At 55.3% G+C, this 23,200-nt stretch carries 22 protein-coding genes; 9 read left to right on the forward strand and 13 right to left on the reverse strand.

Translation table 11 applies throughout. The annotated features are described in order from the left end of the window. The first annotated feature begins 276 nt into the window (after window positions 1–276). Window positions 277–912: a YqiJ family protein gene (locus tag DB48_RS10655; RefSeq protein WP_041510266.1), complete on the forward strand. Its 636-nt coding sequence runs from the start codon at window positions 277–279 to the stop codon at window positions 910–912. 64 nt (window positions 913–976) lie between these two features. After that, window positions 977–2,764, forward strand: coding sequence for a flotillin family protein (locus tag DB48_RS10660; RefSeq protein ID WP_041510267.1), 1,788 nt, complete (start codon window positions 977–979; stop codon window positions 2,762–2,764). Window positions 2,765–2,841: 77 nt separating this feature from the next. Here DB48_RS10660 and DB48_RS10665 read toward each other — a convergent pair whose 3' ends face one another. The 4 genes from DB48_RS10665 to DB48_RS10680 form a co-directional block, all read right to left on the reverse strand. Beyond that, on the reverse strand, window positions 2,842–4,341 hold the full coding sequence (locus DB48_RS10665; RefSeq protein ID WP_041510268.1) for a carboxypeptidase M32: 1,500 nt from the start codon (window positions 4,339–4,341) through the stop codon (window positions 2,842–2,844). 137 nt (window positions 4,342–4,478) lie between these two features. Beyond that, window positions 4,479–5,111 carry a DUF2913 family protein gene (locus tag DB48_RS10670; protein WP_041510269.1) on the reverse strand — a complete coding sequence of 211 codons (633 nt, stop codon included), beginning with the start codon at window positions 5,109–5,111 and terminating at the stop codon, window positions 4,479–4,481. A 158-nt stretch (window positions 5,112–5,269) separates the two neighbouring features. Next, the gene (locus DB48_RS10675; protein WP_152619142.1) at window positions 5,270–5,941 is read right to left on the reverse strand and encodes a peroxiredoxin-like family protein; all 672 of its coding nucleotides are present in this window, start codon (window positions 5,939–5,941) and stop codon (window positions 5,270–5,272) included. Between the two features lie 152 nt (window positions 5,942–6,093). Next, window positions 6,094–7,392 carry a DEAD/DEAH box helicase gene (locus DB48_RS10680; protein ID WP_041510270.1) on the reverse strand — a complete coding sequence of 433 codons (1,299 nt, stop codon included), beginning with the start codon at window positions 7,390–7,392 and terminating at the stop codon, window positions 6,094–6,096. Between the two features lie 320 nt (window positions 7,393–7,712). Here DB48_RS10680 and DB48_RS10685 point away from each other — a divergent pair, with 320 nt between their 5' ends. Next, window positions 7,713–8,912 (forward strand): EAL domain-containing response regulator, encoded by a 1,200-nt coding sequence (locus DB48_RS10685; RefSeq protein ID WP_041510271.1) that lies wholly within the window; start codon window positions 7,713–7,715, stop codon window positions 8,910–8,912. A gap of 56 nt (window positions 8,913–8,968) precedes the next feature. Here the strand turns inward: DB48_RS10685 and DB48_RS10690 are convergent, their stop codons facing one another. After that, on the reverse strand, window positions 8,969–10,756 hold the full coding sequence (locus DB48_RS10690; RefSeq protein WP_041510272.1) for an aminopeptidase P family protein: 1,788 nt from the start codon (window positions 10,754–10,756) through the stop codon (window positions 8,969–8,971). Between the two features lie 347 nt (window positions 10,757–11,103). On the opposite strand from DB48_RS10690, the gene DB48_RS10695 reads away from it, so the two are divergent. The 3 genes from DB48_RS10695 to DB48_RS10705 all read left to right on the forward strand — a co-directional run bounded on the left by DB48_RS10695 (window position 11,104) and on the right by DB48_RS10705 (window position 14,819). Further along, window positions 11,104–12,300 carry an MFS transporter gene (locus DB48_RS10695; RefSeq protein WP_041510356.1) on the forward strand — a complete coding sequence of 399 codons (1,197 nt, stop codon included), beginning with the start codon at window positions 11,104–11,106 and terminating at the stop codon, window positions 12,298–12,300. A 160-nt stretch (window positions 12,301–12,460) separates the two neighbouring features. Next, window positions 12,461–13,249 carry an ROK family protein gene (locus DB48_RS10700; protein WP_041510357.1) on the forward strand — a complete coding sequence of 263 codons (789 nt, stop codon included), beginning with the start codon at window positions 12,461–12,463 and terminating at the stop codon, window positions 13,247–13,249. A 331-nt stretch (window positions 13,250–13,580) separates the two neighbouring features. Further along, window positions 13,581–14,819 carry a M24 family metallopeptidase gene (locus DB48_RS10705; RefSeq protein ID WP_041510273.1) on the forward strand — a complete coding sequence of 413 codons (1,239 nt, stop codon included), beginning with the start codon at window positions 13,581–13,583 and terminating at the stop codon, window positions 14,817–14,819. A gap of 132 nt (window positions 14,820–14,951) precedes the next feature. Here DB48_RS10705 and DB48_RS10710 read toward each other — a convergent pair whose 3' ends face one another. The 4 genes from DB48_RS10710 to DB48_RS10725 all read right to left on the reverse strand — a co-directional run bounded on the left by DB48_RS10710 (window position 14,952) and on the right by DB48_RS10725 (window position 18,190). Next, a complete protein-coding gene (locus DB48_RS10710; protein WP_041510358.1) occupies window positions 14,952–15,425 on the reverse strand; it encodes an FKBP-type peptidyl-prolyl cis-trans isomerase in 474 nt (157 codons plus the stop codon). A gap of 87 nt (window positions 15,426–15,512) precedes the next feature. Next, on the reverse strand, window positions 15,513–15,863 hold the full coding sequence (locus DB48_RS20100) for a DUF1294 domain-containing protein (protein WP_041510274.1): 351 nt from the start codon (window positions 15,861–15,863) through the stop codon (window positions 15,513–15,515). A gap of 245 nt (window positions 15,864–16,108) precedes the next feature. After that, window positions 16,109–17,572 carry a hypothetical protein gene (locus DB48_RS10720; RefSeq protein ID WP_041510275.1) on the reverse strand — a complete coding sequence of 488 codons (1,464 nt, stop codon included), beginning with the start codon at window positions 17,570–17,572 and terminating at the stop codon, window positions 16,109–16,111. 141 nt (window positions 17,573–17,713) lie between these two features. Continuing rightward, window positions 17,714–18,190 carry a hotdog fold domain-containing protein gene (locus DB48_RS10725; RefSeq protein ID WP_041510276.1) on the reverse strand — a complete coding sequence of 159 codons (477 nt, stop codon included), beginning with the start codon at window positions 18,188–18,190 and terminating at the stop codon, window positions 17,714–17,716. Window positions 18,191–18,422: 232 nt separating this feature from the next. On the opposite strand from DB48_RS10725, the gene DB48_RS10730 reads away from it, so the two are divergent. Beyond that, a complete protein-coding gene (locus DB48_RS10730; protein ID WP_041510277.1) occupies window positions 18,423–19,361 on the forward strand; it encodes a DUF368 domain-containing protein in 939 nt (312 codons plus the stop codon). Window positions 19,362–19,413: 52 nt separating this feature from the next. Beyond that, on the forward strand, window positions 19,414–19,536 hold the full coding sequence (locus tag DB48_RS20520) for a hypothetical protein (RefSeq protein WP_268747962.1): 123 nt from the start codon (window positions 19,414–19,416) through the stop codon (window positions 19,534–19,536). Between the two features lie 35 nt (window positions 19,537–19,571). On the opposite strand, the gene DB48_RS10740 is transcribed toward DB48_RS20520, so the two are convergent. Continuing rightward, window positions 19,572–19,916: a DUF3634 family protein gene (locus tag DB48_RS10740; protein WP_041510279.1), complete on the reverse strand. Its 345-nt coding sequence runs from the start codon at window positions 19,914–19,916 to the stop codon at window positions 19,572–19,574. 124 nt (window positions 19,917–20,040) lie between these two features. On the opposite strand from DB48_RS10740, the gene DB48_RS20295 reads away from it, so the two are divergent. Further along, window positions 20,041–20,211: a hypothetical protein gene (locus tag DB48_RS20295; protein WP_200890551.1), complete on the forward strand. Its 171-nt coding sequence runs from the start codon at window positions 20,041–20,043 to the stop codon at window positions 20,209–20,211. A gap of 222 nt (window positions 20,212–20,433) precedes the next feature. Here the strand turns inward: DB48_RS20295 and DB48_RS10745 are convergent, their stop codons facing one another. The 3 genes from DB48_RS10745 to DB48_RS10755 all read right to left on the reverse strand — a co-directional run bounded on the left by DB48_RS10745 (window position 20,434) and on the right by DB48_RS10755 (window position 23,175). Next, window positions 20,434–21,153 carry a TorF family putative porin gene (locus tag DB48_RS10745; protein WP_041510280.1) on the reverse strand — a complete coding sequence of 240 codons (720 nt, stop codon included), beginning with the start codon at window positions 21,151–21,153 and terminating at the stop codon, window positions 20,434–20,436. Between the two features lie 110 nt (window positions 21,154–21,263). Next, window positions 21,264–21,629 carry a cupin domain-containing protein gene (locus tag DB48_RS10750; protein ID WP_041510281.1) on the reverse strand — a complete coding sequence of 122 codons (366 nt, stop codon included), beginning with the start codon at window positions 21,627–21,629 and terminating at the stop codon, window positions 21,264–21,266. A 55-nt stretch (window positions 21,630–21,684) separates the two neighbouring features. Continuing rightward, the gene (locus tag DB48_RS10755) at window positions 21,685–23,175 is read right to left on the reverse strand and encodes a CoA-acylating methylmalonate-semialdehyde dehydrogenase (protein ID WP_041510282.1); all 1,491 of its coding nucleotides are present in this window, start codon (window positions 23,173–23,175) and stop codon (window positions 21,685–21,687) included. Between the last annotated feature and the right edge of the window lie 25 nt (window positions 23,176–23,200).

Consider the following 23,200-nt stretch of genomic DNA (forward strand, 5'->3'; position numbering starts at 1 on the left):
GCTAGATGTTCGCACAGCTTTCGGGCCTTATCAATGGTGTTAGTCTGGGCGTTAAGATTAGTAAAAACAAATGTGAATATTGGCTATTTACTCAATTATTCAGTCTGTTATTCTCTAATCTCGGTGGCTCGCCTACCTTGGCAAGTCGTATCTTGTCTGAGCCGCCCAGTGAGTCATTTTTTTGATAGGAACAGGCGTATAGCAATATACGTGCGCGACATTAAGCGGGCCTTAAATCCCCCTGGGGCAAGAGGCATTTTCTCATGGAGAGAGACTGTGGATTTTTTACTGCTTACCGATAACTTACCCTACAGCCTGGCGCTGGCCTTAGTGATCCTCCTTGGCCTGGTCGAGGGCTTCTCTATGGTATTTGGCCTCAGCCTGTTTGGGCTGCTGGACGATCTGACCCCCATGGAGATGGATGCCGATGTAGACACTGGCGTCTCGGGTGTCACAGGTGTCGCCGGCTGGCTCTGCCTTGACCGTCTGCCTTTGCTCATCTGGCTGGTGCTGGCCCTGACCAGCTTTGCCATCGCAGGCTTTAGCATCAACTATCTGGCGCTATCGATTGATACTGCCTTGCCGGCTTCCTTAAGCATTCCGCTGGCCATAGTGCTTGGCGCGCTCTCCTGTCGGTTCCTCGGCGCCCGCCTCGCTCTTCTGCTGCCCAAAAACGAAACGTCGGCGATCTCTGTGGATGACCTCAGCGGCCTGGTTGGGGTGGTGACCCTGGGCTGTGCCCGCAAGGGATTTCCCAGCGAAGCTGTGGTGAAAGATGCCTATCAGCAGAAGCACTATGTGTTGGTCGAGCCTGAGCTGGCCGGGGAGGCCTTCTCTCAGGGCACCTCTGTGGTGCTGTTAAACCGCAATGGCCAGGTCTGGTCTGTGGTGCAATTTAACAACGAAATTTAGTCTTTGGCAGCCCTAAGGTTTGCCGGAAAACCTGCTTACAACAAGCTTAGATTAAGGATGAAACATGAATGAAGTGGAAGGAATAGGCGTGTCATTGGGTGGCAGCTTTGTGTTTGTTGCCGCAGGCGCGGTATTAATAGGTATCTTGGTGATCGGCCTGATATTTGCCAAGTTATATCGACGGGCCTCGAAAGAGACCGCCTTTGTGAGAACGGGTTTTGGCGGTGAGAAGATCATCAAAGATGGCGGCGCCATAGTGTTGCCTGTGCTGCATGAGACGATCGCGGTGAACATGAACACCCTGCGTATCGAGGTGGAGAAGATGCAGAAAGATGCGCTGATCACCAAAGATCGCATGCGGGTGGATGTGCGCGCCGACTTCTATCTGCGTGTCGCGCCGAGTGTGGAGGGAATCTCCATGGCCGCGCAGACCTTAGGTACCCGTACTACCCGGGTCGAAGAGGTGAAGAAGCTGATGGAGTCTAAGTTTGTCGATGTACTGCGTGCGGTAGCGGCCGAGATGACCATGACAGAGATGCATGAGCAGCGCGCCGACTTCGTGCAGCGGGTGCAGAACAATGTCGCCAACGATCTGGAGAAGAACGGTCTCGAGTTGGAGTCTGTCTCTCTGACGGGCTTCGATCAGACCGACCTGCAATTCTTTAATGAAAATAATGCCTTCGATGCCGAGGGTCGTGCTCGCCTGGCGAAGATCATCGAAGAGAAGCGTAAAGAGACCAACGATATCGAACAGGAAAACCGCATCAAGATAGAGCAGCGTAACCTGGAAGCCGAGAAGGAGTCGCTGGAGATCGAGAAGGCCGAAGAGGAAGCGCGTCTGGTGCAGCAACAGGCACTGGAGTTTAAGCGTGCCGAGCAGAAGGCGGAGATCCTCAAGAAGCAGGAACAGAAGAGCCGCGAAGAGAAAGAGGCGGAGATCGCCAAGGAACGTGCGGTAGAGACGGCGCAGATCGAGAAGACCAAAGATATCGAGACCCGAGAGATCGAGAAGCGTAAGGCGATCGAACAGTCACGGATTCAGCAGCAGCGCGATATCGAGGTGGCCGAGCAGGACAAGCAGATCGCGGTCGCCGAGAAGTCGGAAGAGGAATCAGCCGCGCGCGCCAAGGCCGCCGAGGCCGAGAAGCTTAAGGTTGAGAAAGAGGAAGCGGTTATTACCGTGCGTCAGGTGGCCGAGGCTAATCGTCGCAAAGAGATTGAGGTGATCGACGCCCGCAAGGAAGCCGAGCGTGATGCGGTGGGCGTGACGGTCGAGGCAGAAGCCGAGAAGCGCGCCGCCGAAGATAAGGCCAGTGCGATTCTGACCGAGGCGAAAGCCGCGGCGGATGCCAAGAAACTTAAGGCCGAGGCCGACGAGAAGGTATACGCGGTCGAGGCGGCCGGTAAGCAGGCGCTGCACGAGGCGGAAAACGTGCTGAGCAGCGAACAGATAGAGCTGCAGAAGGCGTTGGCCATGCTCAAGGCCTTGCCAGAAGTGGTGGCCCAGGCGGTCAAGCCGCTGGAGAACATCGAAGGGATCAAGATACTGCAGGGCTACGGCACCTCGGGGGCGGCCCAGGGTAACGGCGAGGCGGTATTGAGCCAGGGCGGCATCGCCGAACAGGTAACTTCGGCGGCGCTGAATTACCGCGCCAACGCGCCCATCGTCGATGCCATGCTCAGAGAGCTCGGCATGGTCGATGCCCAAAAAGGTGGACTCAACGATCTGCTCAAGGGGCAGAATATGATCACCAACGAGATGCTGGGTTCTGGCGAGTTAGCCGAAGAAAGCCAGGGGGCACACTCGCCGCTAAACGGCAAGACGCCGCGCGAGGGCGATGTCGCGAGCTAATACCAATCGTAATAAACAAAAAGGCTAGCGTCGATGCGCTAGCCTTTTTTGTTGAGAGTCTTTGTTGCAGTCGGCTACTAAGCTAAGTAACGCTGCTCCAGATGGCGTCTGAAGTGAATTGGATTGAGCACCTCGCCGGTCACCTTAGTGACCAACTCATCTGTGGTCAGTCGCGAGCCCTGCGACCAGATGTTCTGCTCCAGCCAGTTCATTAGCCGGCCGATATTGCCGCCCGCTATCAGGCTGTCGATATCGCCGAGGGTCTCTACCATACTGGCCTTAAACTGGGCCGCGTACATGGCGCCCAGGCTGTAGCTCGGGAAATAACCCAGCTCGCCCACCGGCCAGTGAATATCCTGCATGCAGCCGTTGCGATAGTCTCCCTTGGTAGAGAGGCCCAGCAGGCTTTGCATCTGATTGTCCCAGAACTCGGGAAGGTCGGCGACCTCTAGGCTGTGGTCGATAAGGCCTTTCTCTACCTCATAGCGCAGCATGATGTGACAAGGGTAGGTTACCTCGTCGGCATCGACTCGGATGAGGCCTGGGGTGACCCGCTGCACCAGGTGTGTCAGGGACTCCTGAGTGAGTTGGCTGCCCAGGTGGTGATTAATCTTCTCTGTCAGCAGGGCGATCATCGCCGGGCTTCTGGCCAGCTGCATCTCGAAGAACAGGCTCTGACTCTCATGGATTGCCATGGAGCGAGCCAGTCCTACGGGCTGGCCGCGCCAGTCGATGGGCAGTCCCTGCTCGTAGCGGGCATGGCCTACCTCGTGGATGGTGCTATAGAGGGAGGTGGCAAAGTCGGCCTCATCGTAGCGGGTGGTGATGCGTACATCGCCGGGGACTCCGCCGGAGAAAGGGTGGCTGCTGGTGTCCAGGCGTCCCTGGTTAAAATCAAACCCTAGCAGCTGCATCACGTCGAGATTGAGGGCCTGCTGGGCGCGGGCGCTGCTGTGGGGGATGGCTACGGCTTGCCAGCTCTGCTGCCTGGCCTGTACCTGCTGTATCATATCGGGCAGCCAGGTTCTCAGCTCGCCAAACACCTTGTCGAGCGCCGCCGTTTGACAGCCTGGCTCAAACTTATTGAGCAGGGCATCGTAAGGTGAGAGCTGCTGGACCTCGCCGAGGATCTGCGCCTCTTCGCGCACCAGGGCGATCACCTTCTCCAGGTTTGGCCTAAATCCCTGCCAGTCATTGTCTTTGCGTTGCTGACGCCAGGCATGCTCACAGGCATAGGTGAGTGCGGTCTTCTGCTGTACCAGCGCGCCGGGCAGGGCGGTAGCCTGCAGCGTGTGATAGCGCATCTCTCTGAGGTTAGCCGCCTGCTCGGGCGTTAAGGTTTCTTCGCCTGCCGCGGCCAGCCCATCGACCAGGGAAGGCGCCGTCTTAAGCCCATGGATGTGCAGTGCCAGTTCGGCCATCGCCTCGCCCCGGCCCTGACTGCCGCCGCTTGGCATCATGGTGGCCTGATCCCAGTCGCCCAGGGCTCTTAGGTGTTCGAAGTGGTGGATCTGTCTAAATGCGGCGCACAAGGCGTCGTAGTGCGGCGTCGCCGAATCTTGCTTGTCTGCTGTCATAGCCTCTGTCCATAGTGTCTGTCGATCTTAAGTAAATCTGGCTGACATGCTAACACGAGAATGGCCGGAAACGAGTGTCGATAAGCAAGGCTGTCTTGATTAAGACGGCCTGTAACAGAAGACGAGCTAAGGCGTGTTTAGGCTTTCAGCAGCGCCAGCGCCGGCTGGCGGTTGCCAGGATAGAGGCGATAGGCCTTGTGGTGCTTGATGCTGCTGGCTTTCTTATCGCCCTGGCTGAGCAGGAGGGCGTGTTTAACGGCGTGCTGGGCGATGAGCTGCTCGTCGGCGCGAATAAAGAGGGTGATGGGCTTAACCAGCTTGTCGTCCACCAGGTGCTGCTCATACTGCTCGACCGAGATCACCAGGCTGTTTTTCCCGTCGCTGTCGAGCCTGAGCTTGCCGCTCACCTCACAGTCGAGGATGACCAGCCAGTCTTGGGCTTCAAGTTCGGCGATCAGCGCGCGTAATGACTGGCCCACCTGGGCGTTTTCCATCGCGGGCAGGTATTGGCTTTCGATGCGCGCTAGCAACAGGGGTAACTGCGCGTCAGCGCCTTTGCTGCGTCCCTCTCTTATCCAGCGGGTCAGATCTTCTGCCACCAACTTGGAGAAGCGTCTTTCCTTAAGTGACTGTACCATCCAGTTGCAGAGAAAATGGCTTTCTGCCGCAGCCGTCTTGATGCTGCCAGGGTTGTCGTTGCGTGCCTTCAGGGCGGCGAGTCCCGCCTGGGCGAGTGCCACTAGGGCTTGATTGTAGCTTTGCTCTGTCATTGCGTCTCCACGCAAAAGAAATAAAGGGATGCGGCGCCGAGTATACCCTATCACACCCCTCATCAATATCAGTCTGATAAAGAAAACCACCGCAGTTGGTTGAAATGCGGTGGTTTGTTGAGCCTAGTTCCTGCTTTATGGCTGGAGTTGGTTGTTTGCTACTGCCTGATGAGGCTGGCCGCGGTGAGGATCAGTTTAGGCTCGGCGCGCACCTTGTAGTTAGGATTTATATATTGAAAATGGATAAGACCCGTCTCATCCGTGATGTAGACGGCGGGCACGGGCAGTACCAGACGGGACTCGCCGGCCGCATTCTTCCACAGCTTGTTTTTCAGCTGCATCTTGGCCATGTAGCGATCAGATATGGCCTGGCTGGTGAAATAGGCCAGGCCGAAGGCGCGCATGGCGTTGAGCTTGGCATCTGAGACCAGGGTGTAGTTGAGGTCGTTCTTGGTCATGGAGGCGCGCAGCTCCTCCGGTGCGTCCGGCGATACGCCTATTAGCTGAAAGCCCATCTCGAGTAGATCCCCTTCGATGGCTTGTAGTTGCCCCATCTGCGCGTTACAGAAGGGGCACCAACCGCCACGATAGAAGAAGATCACGCTGGGTTTTCCCTGAATCAGCTGCTGTAGATCTATGTTGTCACCATTAAGTGATTTGACTTGAATCGATGGCACCTCTTGGCCGTTGAGTAGCGGTGAGATTGCCGTTGGGCTCTCAGCGATGGCCTTGGCCATGACAGGTTTGGCCGTAAATAAGAGTAGGCTCAATAATGTAAAAAGTAGGGCGCTCAACAGCGCGCGGGTGGAGGAATTGTTCGTCTTGGTCATCAATTGGCCTTCTCGTGATTGTTTTATGTGTCGAACAGACCCAGGCGGAGGCGTTAAACTTTCACCCCGATGGAGAATTAATCGATGCGATCAAAAAAGGCACTGTTAAGTGCCTTATTTGATTAGATAATAATTTTGTGACCGTACGTCGATTATTTTTGCTTCTTTATTTTCGCGTTGGATGAGTTTTTCACCTTCACCCGGCGGGTACCCATGTTCTTCTCGGCGATCACCTGAGCGCCCACGTTGTCGCTGCGCTGCTGCTTCTTGGCGAAGCTGCGGCGCTTCTGCAGCTGTTTGATCAGGAGGTCACGACTGCCCACCTCGTAGCCTGGGATGGTGATCCGGCGGATCTTATTGCCGATCAGCTTCTCGATATCGGCCAGGGTGCGCTCCTCTTCACGGCTCACCAGGGAGATGGCGACACCACTGCGTCCGGCGCGGCCGGTACGACCGATACGGTGCACATAGTCTTCTGCCAGGAAGGGCAGGTCGAAGTTGACCACATATTCCAGTTCCGGAATATCCAGACCACGGGCGGCGACCTCGGTGGCGACCAGGGCGCGTACCTTACCCTCTTTAAATTCGCGCAGCGCGCGGCGACGATTGCCCTGGGCCTTCTCGCTGTGAACCACGGCCGAAGGGATACCATCTAGGTTTAGCTCCTTCACCAGTGAGTCGGCGGCTTCGCGGGTGGCGGTAAATACCAGTACCTGTTGCCAGTTCTTCTTGCCGATAAGTTCGGAGAGGAGTTCACGCTTGCGGCGCTGCTCTACCGGGTAGACCACCTGGCTGACGGTCACCGCAGTGGTGTTCTGCTTGTCGACGGCGATCAGCTTAGGCTTGACCAGCATCTCGTTGGCCAGTTGCTTGACTGCGCTGGAGAAGGTCGCCGAAAACAGCAGGTTTTGGCGATCGCGATTCACCTGCTGCAAGATCTTCTGAATGTCGGTGATGAAGCCCATGTCCAACATGCGGTCGGCCTCATCCAGCACCAGGAAGTCGACATTAGAGAGGTTGAGGTTACAGGCTTGCAGGTGTTCCAGCAGACGTCCCGGGGTGGCGACTATGATGTCGGCACCTTTCTTGACCTTGGCGGCCTGGGTATCCATCTTGACGCCGCCATAGACGGTGAGTACCGAGACGGGCAGGTAACGACTGTACTGCTTGATGTTATCGGCCACCTGAGCCACTAGTTCGCGGGTGGGGGCCAAGATCAGGGCGCGGGTGTTGGAGCGCTGGGTATCGCTTGGGGTGTCGAACATCTTCTGCAGGATAGGCAGCGCGAAGGCCGCCGTCTTGCCGGTCCCCGTCTGGGCGCTGGCCAGCACATCCTGTCCACGGCGAATCGCCGGGATGGCCTCTTTTTGAATGGGCGTCATTTTTTGGTACCCACATTCTGAGATGGCATGCAAAATCTCGGGTGCAAAACTGAAAGATTCAAATCTCATTGGGATATCCTGTTGTTTACCTTTTTAAAATAACGACATATCAAATTGAGTTTAGTCCAGACTCGAGCCGTACCTTAACCCATAACGCCTCTGGGTCACAAAGGCGGGCGCGGAGTATAGCAAAATTTTCGGTTAAAACCTGCACTTTTATCTGCCGCGATTCACTTGTCTCTCAACCTATTGGGTCTATTTGACACCTAAGAGCGCTGAACTAACCTTATTAAGTTAACGTTTGGAGGTTGTCACAGGCATGGAGGCTTAGGTGTATCGTTATTTGCCCCAACTGCAAGGCAGCAACCTGCTTTGGATGAGGGGATGAGATGTCGATAAATGTCTTGATCGTCGATGATTCGCTGAGCGCCTGCCGGGTGCTTAGTCGTCACTTTTTGCTACTGGATGTGGACAAGGTCGAGTTCTGCCGCGACGCCCGTAGCGCCATTCGTACCCTAAGCAAATATAGCGATGACTACCAGATAGTGGTGGTGGACCTGCATATGCCCGAGGTGGATGGCATAGAGTTTCTGATGCGCCTGAGCAAGATGGAGTTTAAGGGAGGCATCATCATCGCGTCGGGTATGGAGTCGCGCATCGTCGAGGCGGCTTCACAGCTGGTGGAGGCCTCTAAGCTCAGGCTGCTGGGAGCCCTGATGAAGCCGGTCACTACCGAGCAGCTCAGGGTCTGTGTCGAGCGCTATCGTCTGATGTCTTTCCAGGTCGGCGGGGTGCGTCACAAGGGGCAGATGAGCATCGACGAGATCCGCCGCGCCATCAACTCCAATAAGATCATCCCCTACTATCAGGCGCAGGTGGACATCGCCAGCGGCAAGATAAAGGGATTCGAGGTGCTCTGTCGCCTGCAGCAGGGCAACCGCCTGCAGCTGATCACCCCGGATAAGTTTATCGATGTCGCCGAGTGCAACAACGCCCTCAACAGCCTGACGACTAAACTGCTCAATAATGCCATCCCAGAGTGGGCGCTGATCAGCCAGTTCGAGTCGTGCAAACAATGCCACCTGTCGATCAATCTGACCCCCAAGCAGCTCAACCAGAGTGGCTGGCATACCCGGCTGTTGCAGTACTGCGAGCAGAACCTGGTGTCGCCCTCACGGCTGACGGTGGAGATCACCGAAAATCAGGTGCTGGACAAGCAGCGCCAGCACTCGACCATCAGCCAACTAAGGATGAACAGTATCGGCGTCGCTATCGACGATTTCGGCACAGGCTATACCAACCTGTCCCAGTTATGCACCCTGCCGATCAGCGAGTTGAAATTGGACCGTAGCCTGGTGCATGGCATACACAAAGATCCCGTCTCCCAGACCATACTGCGCTCTATGCAGGCGATCAGCGGCAAACTCGGCATTCATCTGGTGGCCGAAGGGGTCGAGGATATCCATGATCTCAACTACCTGGAGCAGGTTAAAGATATCTCCTTGCAGGGTTACCTCATCTGTCGCCCTAAACCCTACAGTGAGCTGGTGCGTTGGCTGAAGGCGCGGGAGCGTCTGGTTCAGGCCTAAAAAAAACAGCACCCTGGGGTGCTGTTTTTTATGGTTCTTTTTATGGCTTTTAAGGGTTAGATGGCCTCAGTCGCCTTGAGCAGCCAGTCTAGCTCCGCGCCCTGCATCAGCGGGCTCAGGGTCTCCCTGACTCTCTGATGGTAGGCGTTGAGCCAGTTGACCTCGGCGTCCGTAAGCAGCTGTTTATCGACCAGGCGGGTGTCGATGGGGATCAGTGTGATGGCATGAAACTCATAGATCTCACGCTCGGCACCGGCCAGCGCCTCGCAGGCCTGCACCGCGACGAGGTTTTCGATGCGGATGCCGAAGGCATCGGCGCGGTAGTAGCCCGGCTCGTTCGACACCACCATGCCCGGCAGCAAGGCGACGCCATTGCTATTCTTGGCGATTCGCTGCGGTCCCTCGTGTACGCTGAGGAAGTGGCCTACGCCATGGCCCGTACCATGGTCGTAATCGAAGCCATGTTGCCACAGATATTGACGAGCGAAGCCATCGAGCTGCTGACCCGTGGTGCCTTTAGGGAATTTGGCCTGATCCAGGGCGATATGGCCCTTGAGTACCAGGGTGACCATCTTGCGCTGCTCGTCGGTGACCTCGCCGATGGCGATGGTGCGGGTGACGTCTGTGGTGCCATCCAGATACTGGGCGCCCGAGTCCACCAGATAGATGCTGTCCATGGTCATCATGGCGGGAGTGCCATTGTTGTGGTTGTAGTGACACATGGCCGCGTTGGCGCCAGTGGCCGAGATGGTATCGAAGCTTGGCTCGCGATACTGAGGATCTTCCAGGCGGAAGCTCTCCAGCTTATCGGCCAGGGTGCCTTCGTCATAGAGACGATTTGCCGCCACTTCAGCGTCGAGCCAGGCGAGGAAACGGCTCACGGCAACGCCGTCACGAACATGGCAAGCACTGAGCCCGGCAAGCTCAGCCGGGTTTTTCTGTGCCTTGGGCAGGGCAACCGGATCTTGACCGGCGATAAGCCTTGCACCAGCCTGTTGGGCCGTTAACTGCATCCAGGCATTTGCGCTGTCAGGGTCGGCCAGCAGTTTGACGCCATCGAGCTGAGATAATACGCCTTCGAGTTCAGACTCGGCCTTGAAGCTGACGCCGTCACCCACATGGGCCTGAATTCCCTCTGGTAGCTTGGTCAGATCGGTAAAGAGTGTCATCTCACCATTTTTATGCAGCAGGGCGGTACCTAGCACCACGGGCAGGCGCGGCACGTCGTTGCCGCGAATATTCAGTAACCAGCAGAAGGAGTCCAGTGCGCTGATCAGTGCCACATCGGCACCCGCTGCGGCCACGGCTTCGCCTATCTGCTCACGTTTCACTGCGCTGCTGACGCCGGCGCTCTGCTCGCTAAACAGGCTAATAGGGGCGCTGGATGCGGCGGGTCTCTCTTGCCAGTGGCGATCGATAGGGTTTTCTTGGACGGCAACCAGCTCGATGCCGGCGCGCTGACACTGAGCCTCGGCCTGCTGCTGCCAGCTCAGGGTATGCAGGCGTGGATCATAGCCGATGCGGGCGCCTTCACCTAGCTCGGCGATAAGCCAGGGGATCTGTGGGGTATCGTGCAGGCTCTGATAATCGAACAGGCTATTGTCTACCTGCTGCTTAACCTGGACCGTGTAGCGACCATCGACGAAGATGGCGGCGCGCTGTTTGAGCACTATGGCCATGCCCGCCGAACCGGTAAAACCTGTGAGCCAGTGGAGTCTTTCATTACGCTCGGGGACATATTCGCCCAGATATTCGTCGGCCCGCGGGACGATGAAGGCATCGAGTGTTTGGCTGAGCATGTCGCTTCTTACGGCGTGTAGACGTTGTGCGGTTACAGATGTCATGAAGTCTCCTTTAGTACCCACTTGCGGGGCCATCTAATCGTGGCCTTCTGGGGTTAAGCGAATAGGCTTGGCTCTGTCTCTACAGATTGAGATACGGCCGAGTTGTCGCCGATTATCGCAGCTCAAGGGGGGAGTTGGAAGGGAAGCGCGAAAAAGCCTAGGGGCGACACCGTAAAGTCTGACCAGCGTTTGAGGGGATGAGAGTCAGAGGGAGAGGATTTATTGAGGCGATTGAATCAGATAGCGGCGAGGGGAGGGATGAAATCCCCAATAACGGCGTTCAAGGCTGGTAAATTTCGTCATGAGTCAGTATTTTGCTCGTAAGTAAAACATTTGTGATTAATTTTATGCCTAGAAATGTATGGGTGTTAACCCTGGCCCAGGCCTTTGCCATGAGTGCGACCCCCATGATGATGTTGCTCGGTGGCCTGATTGGCGCCGAACTTGCGCCAACACCCGCCCTGGCAACCCTGCCGATAGCCATCATGGTGATTGGGGTGGCTGTCTCAGTAGTGCCAGTTAGCCGTTTGATGCGCCGCTTCGGCCGTAAGAAGATCTTTCTGCTGGGGACGGGCCTGGGGGCCTGTGCCGGTGCTCTGGCGGCCTTTGCGACCCAGGCAAAGCTTTTTGTGCCTTTCTGCCTCAGTGGGCTACTGCTTGGTGCCGCCGGGGCGATAGTGCAGCAATACCGCTTTGCCGCTATGGAGTCGGTGGAAGCGCTCGATAGCGCCAAGGCGGCCTCACGGGTCCTAGTCGGTGGATTGGTGGCCGCCATCGTGGGGCCTGAGCTTGCGGTCATGGGTGAGAACCTGTTCGCTACGCCCCACGTGGGGGCCTTTCTGTTTCTGATCTGTGTCTGCCTGATGGCGGGGCTGGTGCTCTGTTTCTATCAGGATAATGATCAGGACAGGCCCGCTCATGTGACCTCGCATCAAGGCGTGCGCCCCCTTGGCAACATCTTGCTGCAGCCCGCTATCTGGACCGCCATCGGCGCCGCCACCATAGGCTATGGCATGATGAGTTTCATCATGACGGCGACGCCGCTGCACATGCATCATATGGAGCACTATTCCCTGGCCGATACCAAGTGGGTGATCCAGAGCCATATCATCGCAATGTATTTTCCCTCGTTGTTTAGCGGATACCTGGTGGCCAAGTTTGGCACCAGCCGCATGATGCTGGTGGGGCTGGCGGCCTATGGCGTGACCATCACGGTGGCCTTGCTCGGGCGCGAGTTGCTTAACTACTGGACGGCCCTGGTGCTCTTGGGGATCGGCTGGAACCTGTTGTTTGTCGCCGGCACCGTCTTGTTGCCTCGTCATTATCACAGCGAAGAACGTTTTAAGGTTCAGGCCTTTAACGATGCCTTCGTCTTCGGCTCCCAGGCGATCGCCTCCTTGAGCGCCGGCTGGGTATTGCACTGGTTAGGCTGGGAGGTGATGTTGCTCACCTGTATCCCTCTGTTGGCGATACATCTGCTGTTGATGGCCTGGGGCAGGGTGCCGCTGAAGCTGGCAGGGCAACAGAAAGTGGATGAAACCTGATAGCCTTTGATGGAAATTCAATCAAAGCAAAGTGTTAGTCGAATTTTATATAGTATCAGCCGATACTTTTTGTGATAAAATTTAGCGATACACAACTCTCTCTACTCATGGCATCGAGAAGCGTCTTGCTGCAATGAGCGAGGCGGCTACGGAGCTCGATATGCAATCCCTGACCATAGATATTGGCGCGACGACCGCCCTGTTCGAAATTGAGACCCAGGGGCGCACCGAGCAGTATAAGATAGCGACGGGTGAGCACTTTACCCTGGACGATCTCAATGGCCATATCGCCGATATCGAAGCCGACTACGACCTGAGTGACTATGCCCTTGGGGTGGCGGTGCCCGGGTTGGTGAAGCAAGACACACTCATCGCCTGTAAGGCGGCGCCTAAGCTCAACGGCCTGTCGCTGGCACAGCTCAAGACACGGGCGCGTTTTAGCCTGCTCCATAATGATATCGATGCCGGCATGCTGGCGGTATGCGAGACCAAAAACGCCTGTGAGCTGCTCTTGATGAGCGGCGCTGGCATAGGCATGGCGATCGCCATCAAGGGCGAGCCTTTTCTCGGTGCCGGCGGCGTCGCCGGTGAACTCGGTCATTGCCGGGTGATGACCGAAGGGGGGGAGTACAGCCTGGAGCAGCTGGCCAGTGGCGAGTCGATTAGGATACGCGGCCTCAAGAGTCCGCAGGAGCTCTATCGCGCCGGCAGCTACCTGGGAATGGGGATTGCCTGGACCATCAACCTGCTAAATCCAAATCGAATCTGGCTTGCGGGCTCCATGATGAACCAACCCGACTATTACAAGGGCTGTGTCGAGTCTCTGAAACAACTGGCCTTAACCTCGCCACTCGGTGATGTGAATATCGCCCGGGTAGACGATATGGAGACTCTGGTGTGTCGTGGCCTCAAGGTGCTGCTGGCTAAGCATGCTCTGCACGGCGAGTAAGCGTTTGGCCTTATAAGCCTGCCAGACTTTTATCTATTACTCTGTAAAAATAAGTTTTATCGAGAGTGAACGCTTATCCCGGCGGCGCCAAGTTTGTTTACATGCTAATGGCCCTTAATCAGGCTAAGGGCTTCCCAAAACGCTAAGGGCTCCCTTAACGCTAAAGACTTTCACGCCAAGCTGATTGGCGAGTTTCGGCGCACCTTGAAGATTTTTCTTTCTGCTAGCTACTGCTTTTTTGTATACATTATGCTAAAAAGGCTGCCTGTCATTATTCTTTTCCACGGTGGTTGCGGGTATGCCTCTCAGACTGCCGTCAAAGGTGTTAACTATGAGTGTAAATACCACGAGTGAGATTGCCACTGTGGGCGTGGGCGGTTCGAGCCCCGAGCTGGAGCTGGCCAAGCTGTCTGATATGACCCAAGGGGTCGAAGGGATCACGGCGCAAGAATACAGGGCGCGTATCGACAAGGCGCAGCAGCTGATGCGTCAGCAGGGGATCGCTGCTATCTATCTTAATGCGGGCACTAACCTCTACTACTTCACCGGCACACGTTGGTACGCCAGCGAGCGTATGGTGGGGGCTATTTTGCCGGCCGAGGGTGAGCTGGAATATATCGCGCCGGCGTTCGAGCTAGACACCCTCAAGGGCTACATGGTGATCGAGGGGCGGGTTAACTGCTGGCATGAGGATGAGAGTCCCTATGCGCTTTTCGTTAAGCGCCTGGGTGAGCTAGGCATTAGCCAGGGGAAGCTGGCGATGGATGAGTCGGCGGCGTTTTTCATCTTCGATGGCGTGCGTCAACTGGCGCCGGCTCTTGAATTTGTCAATGGTAAGGCGGTGACGGCGGCTTGTCGCATGATCAAGTCTGAGACTGAGCTGGCACTGCTACAGCGTGCCAAGGATATGACTCTGGAGGTGCACAAGGCCGCCGCGCGTATCCTGCGTGACGGGATCACCGTCGGTGAGGTGGAGAGCTTTATTCACCAGGCTCACAAAGCTGTGGGGGCCCCGGCGGGTTCCTATTTCTGCATCGTACTCTTTGGGGAAGACTCGGCCTATCCTCACGGGGTCAAGTCGCCCAAGACGCTGGAGCTTAACGATACCGTGTTGATTGACACCGGCTGTCAGCTCCATGGTTACAACTCGGATGTTACCCGCACTTATGTATACGGCACGCCGAGCGAGCGTCAGCGTCAGCTTTGGCAGCTGGAACAAGATGCCCAGCTGGCGGCCTTCGAGGCGGCCAAGGTGGGCGCGCCATGCTCGAGTGTGGATCGCGCCGCGCGCGATGTGATTGAACAGGCGGGCTTCGGCCCCGGCTATGCGCTGCCAGGACTGCCTCACAGGACGGGGCATGGCATAGGGCTAGATATTCACGAATGGCCCTATCTGGTGTTGAATGATCACACACCGCTGGCGCCGGGCATGTGTTTCAGTAACGAGCCCATGCTGTGTGTGCCGGGCGAATTTGGGGTGCGTCACGAGGATCACTTCTACATGACTGAGAATGGCCCCAAATGGTTTACCCAGCCTGCTCACTCTATCGACAATCCCTTCGGATATTGATGGCAATCGTAATAAATAATTGATCATGCTAGCTTGTTAAAACGCTATTTTTGATCACGAACTTACTGTGATTGGTATGAAACTAAAAACGCGCCCTAGGGCGCGTTTTTTTATGCTGTCAGCGTATAGGCATTATTTATCTATACTGATCAGCTCCACATCGAAGACAAGCACAGAGCCGCCGGGGATCTTACCTGCGCTGCGATTGCCATAGGCTAGGCTGCTCGGAATAAAGAAGCGGGTCTTTTCGCCTTCGACCATCAGCTGTACCCCTTCGGTCCAGCCCTTGATGACGCGATTGAGTGGGAAGGCGATGGGTTCGCCGCGCTCGACCGAGCTGTCAAACACAGTGCCGTCGATCAGCGTGCCATGATAATGCACCGTCACAGTATCGCTGGCCTTGGGATGAACGCTGCCGTCGCCCTCTGCCAGTACCTGATATTGGAGCCCAGAGGCGGTCTCGATAACACCTTCCTGAGTCTTGTTCTGGGCTAAAAACGCCTCGCCCTTGGCGATGTTTTCCTTAGCCGCCTTCTGGTTATTCATACTGGTAAAGAAGTAAAACAACACGCCGGCGATCACTACGACTGCTAATATCATTCTCATCATTGATTTTCCTGAAAAAGTGCGGCCTTCATCATAGCCAATTGCGCCCCTTGGGTAAACGCGTAGCACAAACATGGCGCTGTCAGGCTAGTACCCCCCGAGCCGTGTCAGCAAGGCCTGTCCCTGGGGAGAAATTACGGCGCCTAACAGGCTGAGGTTGATGATGACGGTCAACCAGAGCACCAAACGAAAAGCCCGCTTGCTGGACTTGTGCCTCAGGTGCTGCTGGCCCAGCATGGCGCCCGGCCATCCACCCAGTAGGGATAACCAATGCAGGCGACTCTCTTTAATGCGCCAGGTGTCTTGCCTGGCGGCGCGTTTATCGATGGCGTAGCTGGTAAATGTGATGAGGCTTATGACGACGTAATAGATGAAGACTGCTATTGGTAGTCGTTGCAACAGGCTGGCAAGTAGTAGGCCGAGAAACAGTGCCATCATCAGCAGGAGGCGTAGTTTATCGGCTAGGGTCCATCTCGTCCCTTTTTGTCTGATCTTTCCCCCATGAGGGCGCTTGGAGCCTGATGCCTTGGAGCCTGTTGTTTTTCCTGGCCCGCTTACGCTTTGCCTAGGCTTTGCGCTTTGACTAGGTTTTGCGCTATGCCTAGGCGGTGCACTGTGACTGTTAGGACGAATCTGTCTCATTGATGCTCTTGCGTTTATTTGGGCAATGGACTTTATATCACTTAGAAATAGGTGATCTCCAGTTCGTATAGCGTCGCGTCGTCATCATAAGAGTCATATTTCGCCACCAGAGAAAAGTTTTTTTCATAAATATCGACGCTGTCGAATTCATCGTTAGCCTGTTCGAATTGCGCAAGCAGCTTATCTTTTTGCGATGGAACCGCCATCTTATCGCATAGCACGGCGAGATCCGCATCGTCTGCTTGTGGGTAGATGCCTGAAGCCAGTCTAACCCTATGTAAGGTGTCGCCATCGAACTTGAGTTGTAGATGGTTGCCCAGCAGCCACCACTCACCATCATTCGAGATAGCTAGCTTAGCCATGGAGGGGTAGGTTTTCTGCAACTGCTGCAGCTTAGGCCGCTCGCCGGAATAGGAAGGCGTGAGCTGCTTGAGCAGCGGCGACAGTGCTTTCTTGCCGGGTTGTTTGCCTTGTAACGCCAGCTTTGTCTTGTCTTGATAGAGGCTGAAACCGGTTAACTGGGATTCAGGCGTTGCTTCGCTGCCCTGGTGAAAGGTGTCAAAGCTCAGCGTGAGGCGACGATTGCCGTCACTCAGTTTGAGTTGGTCACCCTGTAGCCTTGCTTGGTTGGCGCCCAGAGATTGGCGCACCTGAGAGAAGGGCGCGCGGTAGCCTAGCTTGCCGTTAATTAACCAGGGAGCACCATCGAATCCGTCGCGATATTCGATAAGATTCAGACCTGTATTGTTCATTGGGCTGAAGTCGGTGGAAATGGCACTGAGAAGTTGGTTGGTAAACACAAACCAGAGCTGTCTGCCGTAACCCCAGGCAAAATCTAGTGCCGAAAGCGGTAACTCTATGCTTGCGGGTCCCAGTAATTCGTAGAGCTCTTCGGGACTCATGCCGAGTTTTGCGCCATAGACCCCATTGTCTAACGATACTATGGCCGGAGGCAGTGTCTTGGCCGCTGCAATCTTAGCTGCGGACTTGGGCATGATCGGCTCGAAGGTGTATTCAAAATTCGACTTGCGGATCTCGTAGCCTTTGCTGTCGTAAGCTGCAGACTCATTGGATAGGCTCTTGTCATCCTCGCATAGCTGATAGAGTTCGGCCTCCAGTTGAGTGCGTAGTTGGTAAGTCTTAACCGTCTCTTGGGTGGAGCGTTGAGACAGTTTTTTCTGTTTCACCTTGCTGAGGATATGGTTGCTCACCTGGGTAAGCAGTATGGCTTCGGCGCCCTTTTCCGTGGCGGCTTGTTTGAGTTGGGCTAATACTGCCGCAAAGGCTTCGCTTTCCAGTGGTTTGGTCTCACTGGGGTACTTCTTGCTGGTCACCGAGAGGGTAATGGGCTCTAGGGTGGTAGCGATACACTTGGGTTTCTTATCAAGTATCTTCGCGCCTTGTGGCTGCGGGCTAGTATTACTGTTTGCAAAAACCGTTGCGGCAAGGCCGAGGTGTCCAAATAGGAGAATGCCGCTGGAGAGAGTCTTCAATACTGGTGTCATATGGCGCGTCCCTGTTGCCAAATTAGAGTCAGTCTCTAACATGAGAGACTCAGGCAAAAATGTCAAATTTTCATGGAATTATGCCATTTTGCATCATTCAGCTGTGTGAACAAGCGACCTAAAACCGCCGCTTGCTGCCGGCTAAGCCTTGGCTGGCTTGAGGGAGATCCACAGCTTGATGTGCCCCTTGACTACCACTACGTCATTTTCATCCAGTGCAGTAACAGATACCAGCATATCGCCTTCGACCCACTGCTCAGGCGTCACCTCGGCGATACAGCGGATATCGCTGCCGGCCTTGGCGGTATAGTCGACGCTCATGCCTTTGGGGATCCAGCGTAAGTGAGACGGAATCGAGGCCTCGGCCATGGTGCCCATGGCCATCTCCAGGCCATTACAGATGGCGATCACGTGTACAGTGCCGATATGGTTTTGTACTGACTTGCGTTTACGTACCAGCACCTGGCAGTAGTTGGGTCTGAGCTCTGTGATGAGGGGCTTAACGGTAGCGAAGTAGGGTGCCATGCGAGACACCATAACTGAAAAAATTTTATGGCCGAGTGGCCATTTGGTCACGCGGCGGTAGAGTGCCATCACTCTTGTCGGTTTGTTAGTCATTGGCTTACTCGTTAGTTGAAATTGTTCTTTCTTAATAGAAAGCGCTCTGGGTTTAATAGAAAACCCATCTGGTCTGATGAGTTGTTAGACTAGCCCAATAACAAGCGGTTAACAATAGCGGTGCGAATCGCCTGTCTAAAGCAAACTTCATTTTCCTTTGTTTGTGCTGGGCGCGTATAATCGGCCCCTGAGGCTTTTGGCCCATAGAAAATCATTAACTTAAGGATCTTGAGTGAAATATCTGCTGACTTATTTCAAAGGAATGGCCATGGGGGCCGCCGACGTGGTGCCCGGTGTTTCCGGGGGCACCATCGCCTTTATTACCGGTATTCTCGACCCCCTGCTCGATAGCATACGCAGGGTTAACCCTAGCCTTATCGGCATCATACGCCGGCAAGGCGTGAAGGCCGCCTTTATGCATATCAATGGGCCTTTCCTCATTGCCGTGTTTGGCGGCATCCTGACCAGCATCTTTACCCTGGCTAAGTTGATTACCTATCTGCTGCATACTCAGCCGATCCCCGTGTGGTCCTTCTTCTTCGGCCTCATCATCATCTCTGTGGTGCATATGCTTAAGCAGGTGAAGGGATTCTCCATGGGACGCCTGCTGCTGTTTGCCCTCGGGGTGGCCTTCGCCTGGGGGATCACTGTGCTGCACCCCATCGATATGCAGATGACCTACCTCAACGTGTTCATCGGCGGCAGTATTGCCATCTGCGCCATGTTGCTGCCGGGGATCTCAGGTAGTTTCATCCTCTTGCTACTTGGTCTCTACACCTCGGTGCTGGGCGCGGCCAAGAGCCTGGATATCCCGGTTCTTCTGACCTTTGCCTGTGGCTGCGTGGCTGGTTTGCTCTCGTTTAGTCACCTGTTGTCGGCGCTGCTGCGTAAGTATCATGATGCGACGCTGATTTTTCTCACCGGCCTGATGCTCGGCACGCTGGGAAAGATCTGGCCCTGGAAGCAGGTACTGACCTGGCGTGAAAACTCGGCGGGCGAGCAGGTGCCGCTGCTGGAGCAGAACCTCTCTCCTATGAGTTTCGAGCAGCTAACCGGGCAGCCGGCGCAGCTTGGTCTGGCGATTGGTGCCATGTTGGTGGGGATCGGCCTGGTGTGGGCGCTGGAATACTTTGCAGGCGATAATGCAAGCGCGGGTAGCAAAGATGAATAAGTGGATATTGCTCATTGCACTCGGCTTGAGTGCCTGCTCGAGCGGAATAAGCATGAGTGTGACGACTGAGGCAGAGCCAGAAGGGGATCCTCTAATAGTGAAAGATCCCATGTCACAGGACAATCAGCGCATCATAGATGATGCCAAGCAAGATGGCCGCCTGAACAAGGATTAACGGCGGCCAGAGCTTATGATTCGTGAAATGCAGCCCTAGCCAGCCTGACGCGAATTATCGACGGTTTTCTTGTCGTAGTATTCGAAAGGAAATTGGTTGCGGATACGCTGAATGATGGCATCGCTGACATTGGCCGACACATGCAGCCTGACGCTGCCGCTCTTCTCGGCGCGCACGACACAGGTCAGTTTTTCACTCTTGGCAATCGATTTACATTCCCGCTGAAACTTCTCTGGTATCTTGCCCTTGTGGGAGATGAGCCGGCCATCTTTAAAATGCATCTCAAAGAGGGTCAGGCCGCGTTTACCCGAGAAGATCAGCTTGTAGATCAGAATCAGGCCCACCAGGATAAAGGCGATTTTAAATAGGGTTTCGGTCATAGTCACTCCTTAGCGTTATAGTTTGAAGATACTCCCAGCTAAGGGTTTTTCCTAGCGGCTTAGATCAAATTTTAATAAACTGGCTATACTCTCCAAAGGATTATCACAGGTTAAGGAAAACACTATGCATCTGTCTAATGCCCGCCGCTGGGAAAAACTCTGCCATCAGCAAGCCAATATACTTCAAGGGTTGTCACAAACCTTTCCCGAGCGCACGCAGGCGCACCAGGAGTTAGTCAACTATTGGCGGGGATTGGCCGAGCGCGTCCGTCGGGGAGAGAGCCTGAAGCTGTAATACCAATCGTAATAAATAATTGATCATGCTAGCTTGTTAAAACGCTCGATAACTGTATTAGTATTTTTAATTGTAGAATAACTACTTATCTAAAAATCCTGCTTTGTTCTCAAGCGTTTTTCCTGCGCTATTTCTGACCACATATTTACTGTGATTGGTATAATAAAAAACCGCCAATATTGGCGGTTTTTTTTCAATCACTTGGTTGGGGAGGAAATGGGGTTAGAAGGCGTAGCTGGCAGTGGCCAGTATGGTGCCTTCGTTCTTCCATGGGCCATCGCTGATCTCGTTGTCGCTGCTCAGGTTAGTGTCCAACCAGGCCAATGACAGGCCGACACCAGCCACCTCGGTGGATACGCCGATAGAGTAATCGACATAGTTCTCACCCCAGTCCAGATCGGCACCGTCGCCATAGTTATAGCCCACGTGTGCATCGATGCTCCAGTTCTCGGCAAACTCATAGGAGTAATTCAGCTCACTGTAGTGCATGGCAACATCGGCGTTGGCATAGTCGTTGGTATACCACTGAGCGAAGTGGAAGTCGGCAAAGTAGAAGCCCAGTGAGGCTTCGAGATACTTAGTGCTCTCGTCTTGGCCGGGATAGGTGTAGTAGGTCAGGGTGAAGTCATATTCTACCGCATCGTCTTCGCCAAAGGCGCCGGCATAACCGGCGTAGAAGTCGACTTCGACATCGGCATCATAACTTTCATCATCGACATTACTGCCCCAGGCACCGATGAAGAAACCACTTTCCATGCTGTAGTCTATGCTGGCTTGAACGGCAAAGTCGCCTGCGGTTTGTGAGATACCGCGGAAGCGGTAATCGTTGGTGACGCCAATTTCTCCCGAGACTTCGGCCTGTGCCAAAGGTGTTATTAGCGCGGTTGCCAAGGTTAAGCCAGCTAGCTGGGCTATCCGTTTCTTATTAAATTTTTTATACACGGTGGTTTCTCCATTTCACTTGGTTGACACCGATCCACATAGCGAGCTACATAGATCAGATTAAGCCAAACAACAGCTAAACAGCTGAGACGACATGGCAATGATTTTCTTTATTTTTGCTCAAATACGACGTAAACCTTGCGGCACTCCTGCAGCACTTTCCATACGCCCTTAAAGCCGGCGGGGATGACGAAGCGATCGCCTTTGGTGACCGTCAGGCTCTTGCCTGCTTCATCAATGATCTCGCTGCTGCCCGATAAGATCTCGCAATATTCATGTTCGCTGTAGTTGACCTTCCAACTGCCGACCTGGCCCTGCCAAATTCCGGCGTGAAATTGATCGCAGGGACTGGAGTAATGATTTTCCAGCTGCTGCTTGGGATCCCCGCTGAGGATCTTTTCCTGTGCCACCTCATAGTGTTCCGCCTTAACCTTATGCTGGCCAAAGTTGATGATGGCATCGATCGTCTGTGTCATGTCGGCTCCAAAATACAGATAGACTTAAGGCGCAGCGCGGCGCCCTAAGCTTAGTTTATTTCATGGTAGGCATCACAAATTCTGCCTGGCCGCTGTTACCCTTAGGCCAGCGGGCGGTGATCGCCTTGCGCTTGGTGTAGAAGCGCACGCCATCCGGGCCATGCATGTGCAGCGGGCCGAACAGGGAGCGTTTCCAGCCGCCGAAACTATGGAAGGCCATAGGCACTGGGATAGGTACGTTGACCCCGACCATGCCAACCTGTACATGGTGGCAGAAGTGTCTGGCGGCCTCGCCGCTCTGGGTAAAGATGGCGGTGCCGTTACCAAACTCGTGCTCATTGATCAGCGTCAGTGCCTCGGTGTAATCCTTGACGCGGACGATGGCCAACACGGGACCGAAGATCTCCTCCTTATAGATAGTCATCTCAGGCGTGACGTGGTCAAACAGGCAGCCACCAAGGAAGTAGCCCTGTTCATGATCGGCTACGCTCAGTTGACGGCCATCGGCCAGCAGGGTCGCGCCTTCACTCACGCCTGTGTCCACATAGGAGCGCACCTTCGCCAGATGCTGGGCGGAGATCAGCGGCCCCATCTCCATCTCACCCTCTAGGCCGTTACCGACCTTGAGTGCCTGGATCTGTGGCAGGAGCTTCTCTACCAGAGCATCGCCCACATCACCGACAGCGAGAGCCACAGAGATCGCCATGCAGCGCTCACCGGCGCTGCCATAGGCGGCGCCCATCAGGGCGCTGACCGCCTGATCCAGATCCGCGTCTGGCATCAACAGCATGTGGTTCTTGGCGCCGCCCAGCGCCTGCACGCGCTTACCGTGTGCGGCCGCGGTCTGGTAAATATATTCGGCAATTGGCGTCGAACCGACGAAGCTCACCGCCTGAATATCCTTGTGAGTCAGCAGGGCATCGACCGCTTCCTTGTCGCCGTTGACCACGTTGAACACGCCTTCTGGTAGGCCGGCTTCGGTGAGGAGTTCGGCCATGCGCATCACAGAGGTGGGATCTTTCTCCGATGGCTTCATGATGAAGGTATTGCCCGCGGCGATGGCGATGGGGAACATCCACATTGGCACCATGACCGGGAAGTTGAAGGGGGCTATGCCCGCCACGACCCCCAGAGACTGGTTGAGTGTCCAGGCATCGACGCCGCCGCCGACCTGCTCTGTGTGTTCGCCCTTGAGCAGGTGGGGAATGCCACAGGCAAATTCCACCACCTCCAGGCCGCGAATGATCTCGCCCTTGGCATCGTCGAGCACCTTGCCGTGTTCACGGGTGATCATGGCGGCCAGCTCGTCCATGTTGGCCTCGACCAGTGCCTTGAACTTGAACAGAATACGGGCGCGGTTTAGGGGCGTCATCTCAGACCAGGGGCCATGGGCCTTCTTGGCCAGCTCGATGGCTGCATCCACCTCGACGGCGCTGGCCAGAGAGACGTTGGCCTTGTGCTCGCCGGTGGCGGGTTCGAAGACGGCGGCGCAGCGGGCACTCGCCTGGGTGTGCTGGCCGTTGATGTAGTGGTTTATCTGCTGCATAGCGCGTAAATTCCCTGCAAAATCT

The organism is Shewanella sp. cp20, from assembly GCF_000832025.1.
In the GTDB taxonomy this organism is placed as follows: Bacteria; Pseudomonadota; Gammaproteobacteria; order Enterobacterales; family Shewanellaceae; genus Shewanella.

Coding starts and splice junctions, on each gene's coding strand:
- DB48_RS10660 (WP_041510267.1), top strand. CDS start 977: ATGAATGAAGTGGAAGGAATAGGCGTGTCATTGGGTGGCAGCTTTGTG.
- DB48_RS10665 (WP_041510268.1), bottom strand. CDS start 4,341: ATGACAGCAGACAAGCAAGATTCGGCGACGCCGCACTACGACGCCTTG.
- DB48_RS10670 (WP_041510269.1), bottom strand. CDS start 5,111: ATGACAGAGCAAAGCTACAATCAAGCCCTAGTGGCACTCGCCCAGGCG.
- DB48_RS10675 (WP_152619142.1), bottom strand. CDS start 5,941: ATGACCAAGACGAACAATTCCTCCACCCGCGCGCTGTTGAGCGCCCTA.
- DB48_RS10680 (WP_041510270.1), bottom strand. CDS start 7,392: ATGAGATTTGAATCTTTCAGTTTTGCACCCGAGATTTTGCATGCCATC.
- DB48_RS10685 (WP_041510271.1), top strand. CDS start 7,713: ATGTCGATAAATGTCTTGATCGTCGATGATTCGCTGAGCGCCTGCCGG.
- DB48_RS10690 (WP_041510272.1), bottom strand. CDS start 10,756: ATGACATCTGTAACCGCACAACGTCTACACGCCGTAAGAAGCGACATG.
- DB48_RS10695 (WP_041510356.1), top strand. CDS start 11,104: ATGCCTAGAAATGTATGGGTGTTAACCCTGGCCCAGGCCTTTGCCATG.
- DB48_RS10700 (WP_041510357.1), top strand. CDS start 12,461: ATGCAATCCCTGACCATAGATATTGGCGCGACGACCGCCCTGTTCGAA.
- DB48_RS10705 (WP_041510273.1), top strand. CDS start 13,581: ATGAGTGTAAATACCACGAGTGAGATTGCCACTGTGGGCGTGGGCGGT.
- DB48_RS10710 (WP_041510358.1), bottom strand. CDS start 15,425: ATGAGAATGATATTAGCAGTCGTAGTGATCGCCGGCGTGTTGTTTTAC.
- DB48_RS20100 (WP_041510274.1), bottom strand. CDS start 15,863: ATGATGGCACTGTTTCTCGGCCTACTACTTGCCAGCCTGTTGCAACGA.
- DB48_RS10720 (WP_041510275.1), bottom strand. CDS start 17,572: ATGACACCAGTATTGAAGACTCTCTCCAGCGGCATTCTCCTATTTGGA.
- DB48_RS10725 (WP_041510276.1), bottom strand. CDS start 18,190: ATGACTAACAAACCGACAAGAGTGATGGCACTCTACCGCCGCGTGACC.
- DB48_RS20520 (WP_268747962.1), top strand. CDS start 19,414: ATGAGTGTGACGACTGAGGCAGAGCCAGAAGGGGATCCTCTAATAGTG.
- DB48_RS10740 (WP_041510279.1), bottom strand. CDS start 19,916: ATGACCGAAACCCTATTTAAAATCGCCTTTATCCTGGTGGGCCTGATT.
- DB48_RS20295 (WP_200890551.1), top strand. CDS start 20,041: ATGCATCTGTCTAATGCCCGCCGCTGGGAAAAACTCTGCCATCAGCAA.
- DB48_RS10750 (WP_041510281.1), bottom strand. CDS start 21,629: ATGACACAGACGATCGATGCCATCATCAACTTTGGCCAGCATAAGGTT.
- DB48_RS10755 (WP_041510282.1), bottom strand. CDS start 23,175: ATGCAGCAGATAAACCACTACATCAACGGCCAGCACACCCAGGCGAGT.